The 16,351-nt window shown below is 63.3% G+C and carries 12 protein-coding genes; 4 read left to right on the forward strand and 8 right to left on the reverse strand.

All coding sequences use genetic code 11. The features are described from left to right. Positions 1-24: 24 nt before the first annotated feature. Positions 25-4,824 (reverse strand): NAD-glutamate dehydrogenase, encoded by a 4,800-nt coding sequence (locus JYP46_RS09765; RefSeq protein WP_206548004.1) that lies wholly within the window; start codon positions 4,822-4,824, stop codon positions 25-27. Between the two features lie 125 nt (positions 4,825-4,949). Between JYP46_RS09765 and JYP46_RS09770 the strand changes: the two genes are divergently transcribed. Next, on the forward strand, positions 4,950-5,531 hold the full coding sequence (locus JYP46_RS09770; protein ID WP_206548005.1) for a peroxidase-related enzyme: 582 nt from the start codon (positions 4,950-4,952) through the stop codon (positions 5,529-5,531). A gap of 19 nt (positions 5,532-5,550) precedes the next feature. Here the strand turns inward: JYP46_RS09770 and JYP46_RS09775 are convergent, their stop codons facing one another. Next, complete coding sequence (locus JYP46_RS09775) at positions 5,551-6,099, reverse strand: L,D-transpeptidase family protein (RefSeq protein WP_113153455.1); 549 nt, start codon at positions 6,097-6,099, stop codon at positions 5,551-5,553. Positions 6,100-6,253: 154 nt separating this feature from the next. Here JYP46_RS09775 and JYP46_RS09780 point away from each other — a divergent pair, with 154 nt between their 5' ends. Next, positions 6,254-6,937: a response regulator transcription factor gene (locus JYP46_RS09780; protein WP_113153456.1), complete on the forward strand. Its 684-nt coding sequence runs from the start codon at positions 6,254-6,256 to the stop codon at positions 6,935-6,937. A 53-nt stretch (positions 6,938-6,990) separates the two neighbouring features. After that, complete coding sequence (locus tag JYP46_RS09785) at positions 6,991-7,446, forward strand: Crp/Fnr family transcriptional regulator (RefSeq protein ID WP_206548006.1); 456 nt, start codon at positions 6,991-6,993, stop codon at positions 7,444-7,446. A 95-nt stretch (positions 7,447-7,541) separates the two neighbouring features. Here JYP46_RS09785 and JYP46_RS09790 read toward each other — a convergent pair whose 3' ends face one another. From JYP46_RS09790 to tesB, 6 genes are all read right to left on the reverse strand, one after another. Beyond that, complete coding sequence (locus JYP46_RS09790) at positions 7,542-8,351, reverse strand: exodeoxyribonuclease III (protein ID WP_113156068.1); 810 nt, start codon at positions 8,349-8,351, stop codon at positions 7,542-7,544. Between the two features lie 143 nt (positions 8,352-8,494). Then, on the reverse strand, positions 8,495-9,130 hold the full coding sequence (locus tag JYP46_RS09795) for an outer-membrane lipoprotein carrier protein LolA (protein ID WP_113153458.1): 636 nt from the start codon (positions 9,128-9,130) through the stop codon (positions 8,495-8,497). Positions 9,131-9,238: 108 nt separating this feature from the next. Beyond that, positions 9,239-11,839: an FtsK/SpoIIIE family DNA translocase gene (locus tag JYP46_RS09800; RefSeq protein ID WP_206548007.1), complete on the reverse strand. Its 2,601-nt coding sequence runs from the start codon at positions 11,837-11,839 to the stop codon at positions 9,239-9,241. Positions 11,840-12,129: 290 nt separating this feature from the next. Continuing rightward, positions 12,130-13,476 carry an ammonium transporter gene (locus tag JYP46_RS09805; RefSeq protein WP_206548008.1) on the reverse strand — a complete coding sequence of 449 codons (1,347 nt, stop codon included), beginning with the start codon at positions 13,474-13,476 and terminating at the stop codon, positions 12,130-12,132. 25 nt (positions 13,477-13,501) lie between these two features. Further along, positions 13,502-13,840 carry a P-II family nitrogen regulator gene (locus JYP46_RS09810; protein ID WP_206548009.1) on the reverse strand — a complete coding sequence of 113 codons (339 nt, stop codon included), beginning with the start codon at positions 13,838-13,840 and terminating at the stop codon, positions 13,502-13,504. Positions 13,841-14,059: 219 nt separating this feature from the next. Continuing rightward, positions 14,060-14,926 (reverse strand): acyl-CoA thioesterase II, encoded by an 867-nt coding sequence (tesB, locus tag JYP46_RS09815; protein WP_113153461.1) that lies wholly within the window; start codon positions 14,924-14,926, stop codon positions 14,060-14,062. Between the two features lie 131 nt (positions 14,927-15,057). Here tesB and JYP46_RS09820 point away from each other — a divergent pair, with 131 nt between their 5' ends. Further along, positions 15,058-16,302, forward strand: a complete 1,245-nt coding sequence (locus tag JYP46_RS09820) for a ubiquinone biosynthesis hydroxylase (RefSeq protein WP_113153462.1) — start codon at positions 15,058-15,060, stop codon at positions 16,300-16,302. Positions 16,303-16,351: the final 49 nt, after the last annotated feature.

Here is a 16,351-nt window from a genome sequence, read left to right on the forward strand (position 1 = left end):
GCGTCGTCCGGCGCCCCGGCTGCATCAGACACTCAGGTCACTCATCAGACCGGACGCGACGGTGAGACGTGACACGGTCAGGTCACCGCCCTCCACCAGCGAGTGCAGACGTTCGCGCACGCGCACGACATGCTCGCCGCCGGCCTCGACCCATTTCGCAGCCGGATCATCGTCCTTCGCGTAATCGGTGAGTGCTGCAATGCTCATGCCACGACGGGCCGCGCTGATCATGTCGGTGGCGCGGAACAGCGCCAGCCCGTCATAATAGTCCGACGGCACGATGGCGTGCGCGGCATCCTCGATCCGGCCGATGCGGAAGGCCTCGGTGACACCGAAGAACGCCCTTGCGGCCTTCTCCAGCGGCGCACCGGATTTCTCCGCCACCAGTTCGATGTCCGGCACCATCTGCGCAACCGAGAGGAAGGCGAGACGCCTGGCCAGTTCCTCCGGCGCACCCGACGCCACAAGCTGCGCCTGACGATTGTCCAGACGCTCGCGCATGAAGGCGGGCAGCATCGGCAGAAGCTTCGGCTCCAGCGCTTTGCGCGCGGCCAGCAGGCGCTCGATGCGCTGCCCGACGGTTTCCTTGCCGCTCACATTCTTGAGCTGCCAGGAGGTCGCCGCGTAAATCAGACGCCAGACGAGCTGGTAGAGCTCGAGCTGCGCCATGCCGTCGATCCGGTTGTCCAGCGCGTCGATGGCCCTGTAGACGTCACGCAGTTCAAAGCCCTCGCGCACCACGGCAAAGGCGGCGACAATATCGGCAGCCGGCTGCCCCGTCAGATCCTGCAGGCGCGTCACGAAGCTCGGCCCGCCACGGTTGATCACATCGTTTGCCAGTTCGGTGGCGATGATCTCGCGCTTCAGACGGTGCGCACGGATTTCCGTTTCGTACTTCTTCGCCATGCGGTCGGGGAAGTAGGCGAACAGATCCTCTTCCAGATGCGGCGCATCCGGCACCGGGCTCGCAACGATCTCATCGAACAGCACGATCTTGGCATAGGCCAGAAGCACGCCGATCTCCGCACGCGTCAGCGGCTCGCCGCGGCTTTCGCGGTCGGCCAGCTCCTGCGGCCCGGGCAGGAACTCGACCGCCCGGTCGAGAAGCCCGCGCTGCTCGAGCAGCGTCATCATGCGCGCCTGGTGCGGCATTTCCGGCATGCCCCGCTTGACCACCTGCGAGATGGCCAGCGTCTGCTGGTAGTTGTTGGCCAGCACAAGCCCGGCAACCTCGTCGGTCATCTCGGCCAGAAGCTTGTCGCGCGCAGGCCGTTCGAGCCCGCCGCCACGCATCGCCGCCGCCAGCGCGATCTTGATGTTGACCTCCACGTCCGACGAGTTCACGCCGGCCGAGTTGTCGATGGCGTCGGAGTTGCAGCGGCCGCCCTTCATGCCAAACTCGATGCGGGCAAGCTGGGTCATGCCCAGATTAGCCCCTTCGCCGACCACCTTCGCGCCCACTTCACGCGCAGCCACGCGGATCGCGTCATTGGCGCGGTCACCCACATCCTGATCGCTTTCGCCAGCGCCGCGCACATAGGTGCCGATGCCGCCGAACCACAGAAGGTCCACCGGAGCGCGCAGGATCGCCATCATGATCTCGGTGGGAGACGCCGTCACCTTGTCGAGCCCGATCGCGTCAGCCGCCGCCTTGGGCAGCGTGATCGACTTCTGCGAACGCGAGACGATGACACCGCCCTTGGAGAGCTTGTCCTTGTCGTAGTCCTGCCAGCTTGAACGCCCCATGTCGAAGAGGCGCTTGCGCTCGGCATAGGAAACCGCCGTATCCGGATCGGGGTCGATGAAGATGTCGCGGTGATCGAATGCCGCCACCACCTTCGTGCAGGTGGAAAGCAGCATGCCGTTGCCGAACACGTCGCCCGACATGTCGCCCACGCCCACGGCGGTGAAGGGCTCCGTCTGGATGTCGCGGTTCATCTCGCGGAAATGCCGCTTCACGGCCTCCCACGCACCGCGCGCGGTGATGCCCATCTTCTTGTGGTCGTAGCCGGCCGAACCGCCCGATGCGAACGCATCGTCGAGCCAGAAATCATGCGCCTGGCTGATGCCGTTTGCCGTGTCGGAGAACGTTGCCGTTCCCTTGTCGGCGGCCACCACGAAATACGGATCGTTGCCGTCATGGCGGACCACGCCTTCCGGCGGCAGAACCCTGTCGCCGTCCAGATTGTCGGTCAGCGACAGCAGGCTGGAGATGAAGTTGATATAGGCTGCACGGCCCGCCTCGAAGACTTCCTGGCGGTTGCCGCCAACGGGCAGACGACGCGGGTAGAAGCCGCCTTTCGCGCCCACCGGCACGATCACGGCATTCTTCACCTGCTGCGCCTTCACCAGTCCCAGCACTTCGGTGCGGTAGTCCTGCGCACGGTCGGACCAGCGCAGGCCACCACGCGCCACCGGGCCGTAGCGCAGATGCACGCCCTCCACTTCCGGACCGTAGACGAAGATTTCGCGCCACGGGCGCGGCTGCGGCAGGCCGGTGATGGCGCGGGAATCGAATTTCAGCGCCAGCGACCGCACCGCCTCGTCCTCCTTCGGACGATAATGGTTCGTGCGCAGCGTGGATTCAATGAGGTTCAGGAAGCGACGGATGATCGTATCATCATCCAGGTTCGGCACCGCATCCAGATCGGTCTCGATGGCCTTGCACAGCGCTTCGGCCTCGTCCTTCGCACTGGCCTTCTCGGCCCGCGCCGGGTCGAAACGCACCACGAAGAACTCGAACAGCCTGCGCGCGATCTGCGGATAGCGGTTCAGCGTCGCCGCGATGAAGCCCTGGCTCTGCGGAATGTTGGCCTGCGCCAGGAAGCGGCTGTAGGCGCGCAGAATGGCGATCTCGTCCACCCGCAGGCGCGCCGTCTGCGCCAGCGCGTTAAGGCGGTCGTCATCATGCTCGCTGCGCCAGACCGAAAGGAACATCTCCTCGAACAGCGCGCCCTCGTCCGAAAGGTCGATGGCCCCGTCAAAGGCGTTCTCCAGCTCCATGTCATGCACGAAAATCTGGGCGCTGTCGGTGTCGTCAGCGTCGCCGACCTCGAAGGTCCGCTCGCTGATCACACGGAAACCCATGTTCTCCAGCAGCGGCACGCGCTCGGTCAGCGGCACCGGCGTATCGTAATGATAGATCTTCAGCGCGGCCTGCGCCTCGTCCTGATCTTCATGACGATGGAAATCGATGGCGATCGGGTTCTTTCTGGAAAGCCGGCTGATGCGCTCGGCATCGATCAGCGCCGTCTCCGCAGAGAAACCGTTGCGGTAGCTGTCGGGGAAGCCAGCCGCCACCTTGGCGAGCTTGATGTCGGCGCCGGTTTCTTCCACCGCCTCCTGCAGCGCGTCGTCCCAGGTGCGCACGATCTTGCGGATTTCGGCTTCCAGCGTCTCCGTCTCGATGCGCGGGGTCTTGCCGCCCGAACGCCCGATGATGAAGTGAACACGCGCCAGCGTGCCTTCCGGGAAGGCCGGATAATAGGCCGAGACGCGACCCTTGAAGACGTCCTTCAGGTAATTGCCGATCTCCACGCGCGCCTGCGAATCGTAGCGGTCGCGCGGCACGAAAACGATCACCGACACGAAGCGGTCGAACTGGTCGACGCGGTAGAGGGCGCGCACGCGCGGGCGCTCGCCCAGCGCAAGGATCGCCTCGGCATGCTTGCGCAGGATAGGCAGGCCGATCTGGAAAAGCTCGTCGCGCGGATAGGATTCCAGCACATTGGTGAGCGCCTTGCCCGAGTGATCGGTGGGCGCAAAGCCGGATTTGACGATCACGGCTTCCGCCTTGGAGCGCAGATACGGGATCTTCATCACCGAGCGCGTGTAGGCGGTGGAGGTGAACAGGCCCACGATGCGCAGCTCGCCGGTCAGCTTGCCCTCATCGTCGAATGTCTTGATGCCGATATAGTCGAGATAGGCGCGGCGGTGCACCACCGTCTTGGCGTTTGCCTTGGTCACGATGAACGGATCGGGACCATGCAGGAAGGCGCGGATTTCCGGCGTCGTCGAAACGGTCTCATTGCCGCGACGCAGAACCAGAACGTCGGGATCGGACAGGATGCCGAGGCCCTTCTTGTCGGCGCGCTCCAGCGTGCCGCTTTCCTCACCGCCGGTGTAGAGGAATTCGCGCATGCCGAGGAAGGTGAAATTGTCGTCGCGCAGCCATTCCAGGAAGGCAATGGCCTCGGCCACGGCGTCTTTTTCCAGCGGCACCGGCGCGTAGCGCAGCTCGGTGATCTGCTGGTCGAGCCGGGCCAGCATCGGCTTCCAGTCGGCGACGGCTGCACGCACCTGCGCCAGCGTCTTGTCGAGCTGCGCCTTCAGGCTCTCGCTCTGCTCGTCGGTCAGTTTCGGCAGGTGAACATGGATAAGGCTCACCTTGTCATCGTCGGGGCCGACCTTGGTGTTCGCCACGTCGCCGACGATCTCGTCCACGCCGTTCTTGCCATGCCGAACAACCAGAACCGGATGCAGCACCAGCGTCGCCTCGACGCCGAATTCGCTGAGTTCGCTCATCACCGAGTCGAACAGGAAGGGCATGTTGTCGTTCACGAGCGTCACCGTCGTGACGCCCCGGCCGCAACGCTCCACGCCGGTGCTGTTGTCCACGCGAACCACGCTGGTGCCGGGCTTGTGCGCCGAAATCGCCGACGCTGCGTCCTCGGCCGCCAGCAGCAGTGCGGCGTCCTCATACGCGCGAAGGTCCTCCGCTGGCGCGCGCGACAGAATGATCTGATGCACGCTCTCCACGCCTCCAGTCTTGCCCTTGGCTCCGCCCTTCTTGGCGGTCTTGGAGGTCTTTGCTTTGGCTACCATGCCGAAAAATCCCTGTTGGTTTACCAAACTGGCCCATCGTATTCAGACAAAAGCGGTTTGACGACCCGTCATTCCACCATGCAGGCTCCATACACCTCTATTCCTATCGAAAGGGTGTTCGCAAAATGACGCAACCGGTCACTGCATTGCATTTTCCGCCTCTTGAAGGCTTGAGCGAAGAGACGGAAGCCTATTTCGCAAAGTGCCGCGAAAAGCTGGGCCTCGTTCCCAACGTTCTGCTTGCCTACGCCTTCGATGAGAACAAGCTCAGGGCGTTTACCCAGATGTACAACGACCTGATGCTGAGCGATTCGGGGCTTTCCAAGCTCGAACGTGAAATGATCGCCGTTGCCGTCTCCAGCGTGAACCACTGCTTCTACTGCCTGACTGCCCATGGCGCGGCGGTGCGCGAGCTTTCGGGTGATCCCGTGCTTGGCGAACTGATGGTCATGAACTACCGCGCGGCCCGGCTCGATCCGCGACAGAAGGCGATGCTCGATTTCGCGGTGAAGATGACCGAAACCCCTGACAAGATCGAGGAAAAGGACCGGCAGGCGCTTCGCGAGAACGGTTTTTCCGAGCGCGATATCTGGGACATCGCCGCCGTCGCCAGCTTCTTCAACATGACCAACCGCATGGCCGCTGCCGTCGATATGCATCCCAACCCCGAATATCATGCCGTGGCGCGGGAGCCCGCAGAGAGGTAACCGGCCCAGGGTCCTGCCCCTAGCGGTGAACCCTGATTCGGGTGCGCGGGCCGATCAGCGGCAGAATGCGGGCCATGGCCTGCGGCGAAACCGCGATACAGCCTTCGGTCGGCGGAAAACCGGGCCTGGCGATGTGGAAAAAGATCGCGCTGCCGCGATTGCGCATTGCCGGGCGCATGTTCCAGTCGGAGACCATGCACACATCATAGAGCCGGTCTTCACGCTCCATCCGTTCATGGCTTGCCGGATAGGGCAGCCGGACGGGGCGGTTGTAATTGCGGTCGCCGGAAGCATCGCACCAGCCATCGCGCGGATCGATTCGCGTCATCGCAAGGCGGGATGCGGGCGGGCCGGAGCGGGCGCGGTCGCCGCGAAAATAACCGTAGAGCAGGCGCATCCGGGTGAGCGGCGTTGCGCCGTCGCCCTCGCGTTTCAGCATGGTCGTGCCGCCGCGCCCGAGCGCGCAGGGAAAAACGAGCGGCCCGACCGTCAACAGCGCCTGGGTCGGTTTTCCCGGCCTGCGCCGCACCTCGATCAGATCAACCTTTTTGCCGGCTTTGTACTGCATTCTGGGAAAAACCCGCGTCTTCGAATATGTTGCCCTGTGGAACAAATGTTCGCCATGGTCTTTTCGCACTGTCACGTTCCGCATAAAGCTGGAATGGTCAACACTGCAATTCCATTTGAACCAGCAAACGTTTTCCTGGATAGTGGATCGAATTATGACGTCACGCACCATCCTAATCGTTGATGATGATGAAGACCTGAGGACGACTCTCGTCGAGCAATTGTCGCTCTATGAAGAGTTCGACATTCTTCAGGAAGAAACGGCAACGAAGGGCATACAGGCTGCGCGCAGCGCAATTGTCGATCTGCTCATCATGGATGTCGGCCTGCCCGACATGGATGGCCGCGAGGCCGTCAAGCTTCTGCGCAAGGGCGGTTACCGGGCGCCGATCATCATGCTCACGGCGCAGGACACCGATTCGGACACCATTCTCGGGCTCGAGGCCGGCGCCAACGACTATGTGACCAAGCCGTTCCGCTTCGCGGTGCTTCTGGCCCGCATCCGCGCACAGCTTCGCCAGCACGAGCAGAGCGAGGACGCGACCTTCGCGGTTGGCCCCTACACGTTCAAGCCATCGCAGAAACTTCTCCTGGACGAGCGCGGCGGCAAGATCCGCCTGACGGAGAAGGAAGCCGCGATCATCAAATATCTCTACCGCGCCGAGCAGAAAGTGGTGACCCGCGACGTGCTCCTGGAAGAGGTATGGGGCTACAATTCGGGCGTGACGACGCACACGCTTGAGACACATGTTTATCGCCTTCGGCAAAAGATCGAGCGTGATCCTTCCAAAGCTGAAATTCTTGTGACAGAAAGCGGTGGTTATAAGCTCGTTCCGTGAGTCAGCGCGTAAGGCGTTTACAGATCGTCGGGAACGGGTCGGGGACGACGTAAATGGCGCTGGACGATGACATTCGCATTCTGTCCGGTGTGAGTCTTTTCGAAGGGTTCACGCGGGAGCAGTTGCGCCTCATGGCCTTCGGCGCCGAAAGCATGACGCTTTCCGCCGGACGGGATATCTATGGGGAAGGCGCTTTTGCCGACTGCGCCTTCATTGTCGCCTCGGGAAAAGTCGTCCTTTTCACCGAACATGACGACAGGCGGCAGATCATCGAAACGCTTGGGCCGGGCCAGATCATGGGCGAATTCGCGCTGATCGCGGAAGGCCGGCGCATGACCAGCGCGATGACCGAAAGCGAAACACGGCTGATCCGCGTCAGCCGCTCGACCTTTCACCGCATTCTCGAAGAATTTCCCGAAACGGCCATGCGCCTGCACCAGCGGATTTCGAAAAATCTGCAGGCGATGATCGCGCGCATGGAAGAGGCGGCGTCGCGCCTTATCCGGTGATTCGCACGGTTTGGAGTTTTTTCCGGAATTTGCTCTGAAACGGGCTCGTTTTACGCCGTTTCAGGAAAAAGCCGGAAAAATTCCGAAAAAAGAAATCAGCCGAAATCGAAGCCGGCAATCACCGGCACATGGTCCGACGGACGGTCCCAGCCACGCGCCTCGCGCAGCACCTCGATCCGGCTGAGCGCCGGCGAGAGGTTGGGCGACGACCAGATGTGATCGAGCCTGCGGCCGCGGTCGGAAAGCGCCCAGTCCTTCGCGCGGTAGCTCCACCAGGTGAAGATCTTCTCTTCCGGCGGGATCTTCTCGCGCATCAGGTCCACCCAGCCGCCTTCCCTGCGCAGCCGCTCCAGCCCTTCGGTCTCGACCGGGGTGTGGCTGACCACTTTCAGAAGCTGCTTGTGCGACCAGACATCGGTTTCCAGCGGTGCGATGTTCAGATCGCCGACAAGGATCGAACCGGAGTTGCCGTCCTCTTCCGCCCGCAGGGCATGCATTTCGGCGAGGAAGTCGAGCTTGTGGCGGAATTTCGGATTGATGTCCGGGTCGGGTTCGTCGCCGCCGGCGGGAACGTAGAAATTGTGCAGGAGCACGGAACGACCGGGCGCGGCCTCGACGGAAACGGAGATGTGGCGGGTGTCGCCCATGCCGCAGAATTCGCGCTTCTCGACCAGTTTCAACGGCCGGCGGGCAACGGTGGCGACGCCGTGATAGCCCTTCTGGCCATGGATCGCGATATGCTCATAGCCGGCCTTGCGGAAAGCGGCGGCGGGGAACTGGTCGTCAGCGCATTTGGTTTCCTGCAGGCACAGGACATCCGGACTGTAGCGCTCCAGAAACTGCTCGACGAGCGGCATGCGCAGCCGCACGGAGTTGATGTTCCAGGTGGCGATGGAGAAGGGCATGAAACGGGTCCGGGATTGATCGCTTGCGAGAAGCGTAAAATTGCCCGGAAGCCGCCGCGAAGACAAGCGCGGCATTCTGCCGAAAAGGAAAAGGCCGGGCTGTCCACAGCCCGGCCCCTCATAAAACGCGCAGAAACGCCCGGTCAGCGCTTGTTGCGGCTCATCTTGTCGACGCGGCGATAGTCGATCTCGAACACGCTCGGATCGAAGGTCACGCCCTGCTGGACGTTGAAGATCATGACCGTCGTGTCCTTGCCCTGCGCGTCGGTGATGGTCCACTGGCGCAAATCGTAGGAGGCGGAATCGAACATCATGGTGATGGTCGAGTTTCCGAAGACCGACTTGTCGGCCATCTTGATCGTCGTCAGGTCATCGTCCTCGCGAACGGTCTGAACCTTGTCGCCGGACAGGTCGATGCGCTCGTCGAGCAGCAGCTTCAACGGCGTCTTGGACAGCGGATAGAGATCCGCCGTGTTGAGCTTCTTGTTCATGATCACCACCGAGCTGCCGTCGGAGGTAACGCGGAAGCCGGAGGGGGCTTCATAGTCGAAGCGGATCTTGCCCGGACGCTCGATGTAGAACTTGCCGCCGGTCTGCTCGCCACGCGGCCCGAACTGCACGAACTCGCCCATCATGGTGCGGACGCTGGAAAAATGCGCCGCAATCTGATCGGCGCTCTGGGCGGCCTGCGCCACCATCGGCGCGACAAGAGATGCCGCCAGAGCCAGTGCTGCAATGGCTGCGCGTCGCGCCAGAAAGTCGGTTGCCCGAAAAATCATCGTGTTCGATCTCCACATTTGCCCCACCGGTAACCAACCAGTAGGGCCGAATTTTGGCTGCCCGATAACGACCTGACGGGCCCCGGGTTCCAGCGTTGCGGGCCGGTGTCAGACCTCGTCCTGCTCGGTGGGCACGAGGATTTCGCGCTTGCCGGCGTGATTTGCCGGGCCGACGACGCCCTCTTCCTCCATGCGCTCGATGATCGAGGCGGCGCGGTTGTAGCCAATGCCCAGACGACGCTGGATGTAGCTGGTGGACGCCTTGCCATCGCGCAGCACCACGGCCACGGCCTGATCGTAAGGGTCTTCGGAATTGCCGAGATTGCCGCCGCCACCGGAGCCTGAGCCGCCGGAACCGCCATCATCCTCGTCTTCATCCTCGGTCACGGCGTCGAGATAATCGGGAATGCCCTGCGTCTTGAGATGCGCGACGATGCTCTCCACCTCGCCATCGGACACGAAGGGACCGTGGACACGCTGTATACGGCCGCCACCGGCCATATAGAGCATGTCGCCCATGCCCAGAAGCTGCTCGGCGCCCTGCTCGCCCAGAATGGTGCGGCTGTCGATCTTCGACGTCACCTGGAAGGAGATACGGGTCGGGAAGTTGGCCTTGATCGTGCCGGTGATGACGTCGACCGACGGACGCTGCGTGGCCATGATCACGTGGATGCCGGCGGCGCGCGCCATCTGCGCCAGACGCTGCACCGCGCCCTCGATGTCCTTGCCGGCGACCATCATCAGGTCGGCCATCTCGTCGATGATGACGACGATGAACGGCATCGGCTCGAGATCCAGTTCCTCGCTCTCGTAGATCGCCTCGCCGGTCTCGCGGTCGAAGCCGGTCTGCACCGTGCGTTTGATCGTCTCGCCCTTCTTCTTAGCGGCGACGACGCGCTGGTTGAAGCCGTCGATGTTGCGCACACCGACCTTGGACATCTTGCGGTAGCGGTCTTCCATCTCCCGCACGGTCCACTTCAGCGCGACCACGGCCTTTTTCGGATCGGTCACGACCGGGGTGAGAAGATGCGGAATGCCGTCATAGATCGACAGTTCGAGCATTTTCGGATCGATCATGATCAGGCGGCACTGCTCGGGCGTCATGCGGTAGAGCAGCGACAGGATCATGGTGTTGATGGCCACCGACTTACCCGAACCGGTGGTGCCGGCAACGAGGAGGTGGGGCATCTTGGCGAGATCGGCGATGACCGATTCGCCATTGATGGTCTTGCCCAGCGTGAGCGCCAGCTTGGCCTTGCTCGATTCGAAATCGCGGCTGGCCAGAAGCTCGCGCAGGAACACGGTTTCGCGCGTCGAATTGGGCAGCTCGATGCCGATGGCGTTGCGGCCGGGAACAACGGCCACGCGGGCCGCTATGGCGCTCATGGAGCGGGCGATGTCGTCTGCCAGGCCAATGACGCGCGACGACTTGATGCCGGGGGCCGGCTCCAGCTCGTAGAGCGTGACGACCGGGCCGGGCCGCACGTGAATGATCTCGCCCTTGACGCCGAAATCTTCCAGAACGCCTTCGAGAAGACGGGCATTCTGCTCAAGCGCGTCGCGGGAAAGCGACGGATCCTTGGTCGACGTCTTGGGCTCGGCCAGAAGGTGCAGCTCCGGCAGCTCGAACGTGCCGCTATCGAGGAAGGAAGGCTGGGCCTCGCGGCGCACCCGCGCGCCCTCGGCAGGCCGGGGAGCCGGGTTTTCCACGCGCTGCGGCGCAGCCGGCGCGGCAGCAGGAGCCGCCTGAGAGACAACGCGTCTCGGCGCGGCGGGCTGCTCCACGACACGGCGCGGAGCGGGCTCATCGAATTCTGGCTCCACATGGACGCGGGGAGCGGCCACGGGCGCATCATTGAAGTCCGGCTCGACGCGCGCTTCATCTCCGAAATCGTCGCCGAAATCGTCATTGAAATCATCGAAGGGAACATCGTCCTCGATCGGCTCGACGGCACGCGTGCGACGCCGCTCGCTCCGCTCGCCGCGCACAAGGTTGCGGCGGAAGAAGGCGCAGAACGACAGCCACCAATGGGCCATGTAGCCAAGAATGACCGAACCGCCGCTTTCTTCATCTTCATCAAGCGTGTCGAAGGGCGCTTCGTCTTCCATCTCGTCGTCGAAGGTTTCGGCGTCGGGACGCGAGAGAATGCCGGCGCCAAAGGCAAGCAACCAGCCAGAAGGCAGCGCCAGAACGGCGGCGATGACAAAGCCGAAAATGCCGCGCGGATAAGCACCGGTGAACTTGGCCGGAAGGGACAGGATCGCATCGCCGAGAACGCCGCCAAGCCCGGTGGGCAGCGGCCAGGTGGCGGGCGGCGCGAAAGCGCCGACAATGCCGGCAGCCAGAACCGCGCCCAGGAACCATGCGCCGGCGCGCTTCAGGCCGCGGTCGATTTCACGGCCAAGCAGGAGCAGCGCGCCCCAGCAGACGGCCGGAACCAGACCGACCAGCGCGGCCAGGCCGTAGAACTGCATGGCGAGATCGGAGAACACCGCGCCGGGATAACCCATGGCGTTGGTGACCGGATTTGCCGTGGCGTGGCTGAAACTGGGGTCTGCGACATTCCACGTGGCCAGCGCGGCCACCGCGAAGGCCACAAACGCCAGAAGCGCCAAACCACCGATTCGCGCCGCCTGACGACGCAAAAATGCCTGCAGACCGTAGCTGTTTTCACTCATGGCCAGGAATGCCGAAGACCCGGAACTCATGCGCACAATTCTCCGCTCGCGCTTGGTTTCCGACGCGAACCGCGCCGTAATGACTCAAGGCCGACCCTAGCGGCCCGATGGTTAAGGCGGCATTAACCATGGAGGGGTGGGCGATGATTTCTCGCCGCCCGACAAAAAAGGGCCCGGGGAACCGGGCCCATCAGGAAGGCAACCGGCCCGAAGGCCGATTGTCAGGCAAGGCATGCGATGACTTAAATCATTGTGGGAGCATCGGATTTGCCCGAAAACCGGTTCCCACTTTTCGGTCCGATGCTTTTTCGGTCCGATGCTCATCTGCCATGCATGGGCATGAACTCGGGATAGGCTTCCACCCCGACTTCGGCAACGTCGAGACCGTTCATTTCGTCCTCGGCGCTGACGCGCAGGCCCATGGTCTGCTTGAGCACCATCCAGACCACATAGGAGACGACGAAGGTGAACGCGCCATAGGCGACGATGCCGACAATCTGCACGCTGAAGCTGGCGTCACTGTTGGTCAGCGGGACGGCGAGCGTGCCCCAGATGCCTGCAAGAAGGTGGACCGGGATGGCGCCGACCACATCATCGATGCGCAGCTTGTCGAGCAGCGGCACGGTGAGCACCACGATGATGCCGCCGACAGCGCCGATGACGATCGCCATGAACGGGCTGGGCGTGAGCGGCTCGGCGGTGATGGACACGAGGCCGGCCAGCGCGCCGTTCAGCACGAAGGTGATGTCGACCTTCTTGTAGAGCACCTGCGTGAGAAGCAGCGCCGCCACCACGCCGGCAGCCGCCGCGAGGTTGGTGTTGGCGAAGATGCGGCTGATATCGGAAGCATCGGCATTGGTGCCCATGGCGAGCTGCGATGCGCCGTTGAAGCCGAACCAGCCGAGCCAGAGAATGAAGGTGCCAAGCGTGGCGAGCGCCATGTTGGACCCCGGGATCGGCGAGACACGGCCATCAGAGGCATATTTGCCATTGCGCGCACCCAGAAGAAGTGCGCCGGCAAGGGCTGCCCAGCCGCCAACCGAGTGGACCAGCGTGGAACCGGCGAAATCCTGAAAGCCCATGGCGTCGAGCCAGCCGCCGCCCCACTTCCAAGACCCGGCGATGGGATAGATGAAGCCGGTGAGAACGACGACGAAGATCAGGAACGGCCACAGCTTGATTCGCTCGGCCAGCGTGCCCGACACGATGGATGCCGCCGTGGCGACGAAAACCATCTGGAAGAACCAGTCGGAGGCGACCGAATAATCACCCTCATTGGCCGTGCCAGCGGCCGGCCAGCTGTAGGGCGCGAAGGAGCCGATATAACCCGACACATCCACATACATCAGGCTGTAACCCACCACCCAGTACATGAGGCCGGCGATGGAATAGAGCGCGATGTTCTTGAGGAGCTGCATGGACACGTTCTTGGTGCGCACCATGCCGGCCTCGAGCATGGCGAAGCCGGCCGCCATCCACATGACCAGAAAGCCGCCCATCAGGAACAGCAGCGTGTTGAAAATGAAGGCCGTCTCGGCAGACGAGGCGAATTCGGGCGCTGTTTCCTGCGCCAGCGCCGGCAGGGGCATGGCTGCCAACATGGCCGCCAGTGCGAGCCCGCCCGGCGCCAGCGGACGTGCGGCGCTTTTCAGTGTTCGATACATCATCTGATTCTCCATCGGAATATGCCGCCTAAAGCGCTTCGATACCGGTTTCGCCGGTGCGGATGCGCACCGCGCGATCGAGCGCGTGGACGAAAATCTTGCCGTCGCCGATCTGGCCCGTGCGCGCGGCCTCGGCGATGGCCTCGACCGCCCGGTCGACCAGGTCGGAATCGACGGCCACCTCGACCTTGATCTTGGGCAGGAACGTCACGGCGTATTCTGCGCCGCGATAGATCTCCGTGTGTCCTTTCTGTCGTCCGTAGCCCTTCACCTCTGTCACGGTGAGGCCCTGAATGCCGAGGCCGGTGAGCGCTTCGCGCACCGCCTCCAGCTTGAAGGGCTTGACGATTGCCATCACGATTTTCATGGCAGTTCACCTTTGCTGTTGCGGGGTTCCCGCGGGTTGCCTGCATCGCGCGAACCGCCATGCGGGCCGCGTCAGCAAAGGAGAAACAAATGCCGTGCCAGTTTGACTGCGCGTCACTCAAGGCATTGAAAAAGTTATGAAAAAAGAAAACCGGCGCTGAGAAAGCTCAACGCCGGCAAATCATAAATGAACAGAAATTAGGCAGAATATACGATTTGCCTATTTTGTGCGCAGGCGCACCAGACCTTCCTGGGCCACGGAAGCGACCAGCGTGCCATCGAGCGCATACAGGCTGCCGCGCGAGAAGCCGCGCGCGCCCTGCGCGGACGGGCTGTCCTGCGTGTAGAGCAGCCAGTCGTCGAGCCTGTGCGGGCGATGGAACCACATGGCATGGTCGAGACTTGCCATCTGGATATCGGGATCGAAACCGTTTCGCCCATGGGCGAAGGTGGAGGTATCGAGCAGGGTCATGTCGGAGAGATAGGCAAGCACGGCGGCCTGAAGCGCGCGATCATCCGGCACAGGACCGGTGGTGCGGATCCAGACATCCTGGCGCGGCGGCAGCTTGTCGCGGCTGGTGTAGTGCTCGACGATGACGGGGCGTACCTCGATGGGACGCTCGCGCGCCCAGTAGCGGCGGATGTTTTCCGGCACGCTGTCGCCGAACTCCTGCAGGAATTCGCGCTGGGTGCGCAGGTTTTCCGGCGGGGTGACATCCTGCGGCATGGGGATCTGGTGATCGAGGCCGGGCTCTTCCTTCTGGAAGGAGGCCGAAAGCGAGAAGATCGCATGGCCATGCTGGATGGCGACGACGCGGCGCGTGGTGAAGCTGCCGCCATCGCGGATGCGGTCGACCTCGTAGATGATCGGCACGGCGGGATCGCCCGGCCGCATGAAATAGCAGTGGAGCGAATGGACATGGCGGGCGGCATTGACGGTGCGCTGCGCCGCGACAAGGGCCTGACCGATGACCTGACCGCCAAAAACACGTTGCCAGGCCGATTGAGGGCTGCGACCACGAAACAGATTGTGTTCCAATGTCTCAAGATCGAGTATGGCGAGTAGGTCTTGCATGGCCGACGACATTAACGGATCCCCTCCGGCAGCTTGAAACGATGGCTGACGGTTTCCAAGACGAAGGCGGGGGTCAAGTCAAGCCAAGCAGTGACACGCCCGGCGAATACGGGCACAGAACCGGTGACGAACGAGGTAACGGCATGGCCAAGAGCACGAAACAGACTTCCACGCGGGAGCTGGACATCCTGATTGCCGGGGCGGGCTATGTGGGCCTGGCGACCGCCGTCTCGATCTGCCGCGCGCAGCCGAACCTGAAAGTGGCGCTGGTGGATGCCGCGCCCGAAGGCGTGTGGCAGCGCGACGGACGCGCATCGGCCATCGCCGCAGCGGCCTGCCGGATGCTGAAGCGTCTCGACTGCTGGGACGAGATCGAGCCGGAAGCGCAGCCCATCACGGAGATGGAAATTACCGATTCGCGCACCGCCGACCCGGTGCGCCCCGTGCTCCTGACCTTTGGCGGCGAAGCCGAAGCGGGCGAGCCCTTCGCGCATATGGTGATGAACCGGCACACCAACGGGGCGCTGCGCGCCCGCGCCGCCGAATGCGGCATCGAGATCATCGAGGGCGTGGCGGTGGAAGGTTTCACCGATATGGGCGGCCATGTGGAGGCCAGCCTTGCCGACGGCTCCACCTGCCGGGCACGCCTGCTGATCGCCGCCGATGGCGTGCGCTCGCGGCTGCGCGACATGGCGGGCATCAAGACCGTGCACTGGGGCTATGGCCAGTCGGGCATTGTGTGCGTGGTGGCGCATGAGCGCCCGCATCACGGCCGCGCGGAAGAGCATTTCCTGCCGGCCGGCCCCTTCGCCACCCTGCCGCTGAAAGGCAACCGCTCGTGCATCGTGTGGACCGAACGCACCGAGGATGCGGAGCGGCTGGTCAATGAGGACGACCTGGTGTTCGAGCAGGAGCTGGAGCTGCGCTTCGGCCTGAAGCTCGGCGAGATCCGCGTCGAGGGTCCGCGCCGGGCATGGCCGCTGGGACTGACGCTGGCGCGCGACTTCGTGAAGCCGCGCTTTGCGCTGGCGGGCGATGCGGCGCATGGCATCCACCCCATCGCCGGACAGGGGCTCAATCTGGGCTTCAAGGACGCGGCGGCGCTGGCCGAGGTGATCGTCGAGGCCGAGCGGCTGGGCGAGGATATCGGCGCGCTCGACGTGCTGCAGCGCTACGAGCGCTGGCGGCGCTTCGACACGGTGCAGATGGGCGTGACGACCGACGTTCTGAACCGGCTGTTCTCCAACGACATCGCCCCGGTGCGGGCGCTGCGCGATTTCGGCCTCGGGCTGGTTGAACGAATGCCCTCCATGAAGCGTTACTTCATCCAGCAGGCCTCGGGCATCGCCCCCGGCACGCCGAGACTGCTGCGCGGAGAGGCAATCTAGGGCGATCTGGCCTTTCCGTCTCAACGCACTATTTCAACGAGGAGAAGAC

Source organism: Nitratireductor aquimarinus (assembly GCF_017255295.1).
In the GTDB taxonomy this organism is placed as follows: Bacteria; Pseudomonadota; Alphaproteobacteria; order Rhizobiales; family Rhizobiaceae; genus Nitratireductor; species Nitratireductor aquimarinus.

Coding starts and splice junctions, on each gene's coding strand:
- JYP46_RS09820 (WP_113153462.1), top strand. CDS start 15,058: ATGGCCAAGAGCACGAAACAGACTTCCACGCGGGAGCTGGACATCCTG.
- JYP46_RS09810 (WP_206548009.1), bottom strand. CDS start 13,840: ATGAAAATCGTGATGGCAATCGTCAAGCCCTTCAAGCTGGAGGCGGTG.
- JYP46_RS09770 (WP_206548005.1), top strand. CDS start 4,950: ATGACGCAACCGGTCACTGCATTGCATTTTCCGCCTCTTGAAGGCTTG.
- JYP46_RS09785 (WP_206548006.1), top strand. CDS start 6,991: ATGGCGCTGGACGATGACATTCGCATTCTGTCCGGTGTGAGTCTTTTC.
- JYP46_RS09775 (WP_113153455.1), bottom strand. CDS start 6,099: ATGCAGTACAAAGCCGGCAAAAAGGTTGATCTGATCGAGGTGCGGCGC.
- JYP46_RS09800 (WP_206548007.1), bottom strand. CDS start 11,839: ATGAGTTCCGGGTCTTCGGCATTCCTGGCCATGAGTGAAAACAGCTAC.
- JYP46_RS09780 (WP_113153456.1), top strand. CDS start 6,254: ATGACGTCACGCACCATCCTAATCGTTGATGATGATGAAGACCTGAGG.
- JYP46_RS09805 (WP_206548008.1), bottom strand. CDS start 13,476: ATGATGTATCGAACACTGAAAAGCGCCGCACGTCCGCTGGCGCCGGGC.
- JYP46_RS09790 (WP_113156068.1), bottom strand. CDS start 8,351: ATGCCCTTCTCCATCGCCACCTGGAACATCAACTCCGTGCGGCTGCGC.
- JYP46_RS09795 (WP_113153458.1), bottom strand. CDS start 9,130: ATGATTTTTCGGGCAACCGACTTTCTGGCGCGACGCGCAGCCATTGCA.
- tesB (WP_113153461.1), bottom strand. CDS start 14,926: ATGTCGTCGGCCATGCAAGACCTACTCGCCATACTCGATCTTGAGACA.
- JYP46_RS09765 (WP_206548004.1), bottom strand. CDS start 4,824: ATGGTAGCCAAAGCAAAGACCTCCAAGACCGCCAAGAAGGGCGGAGCC.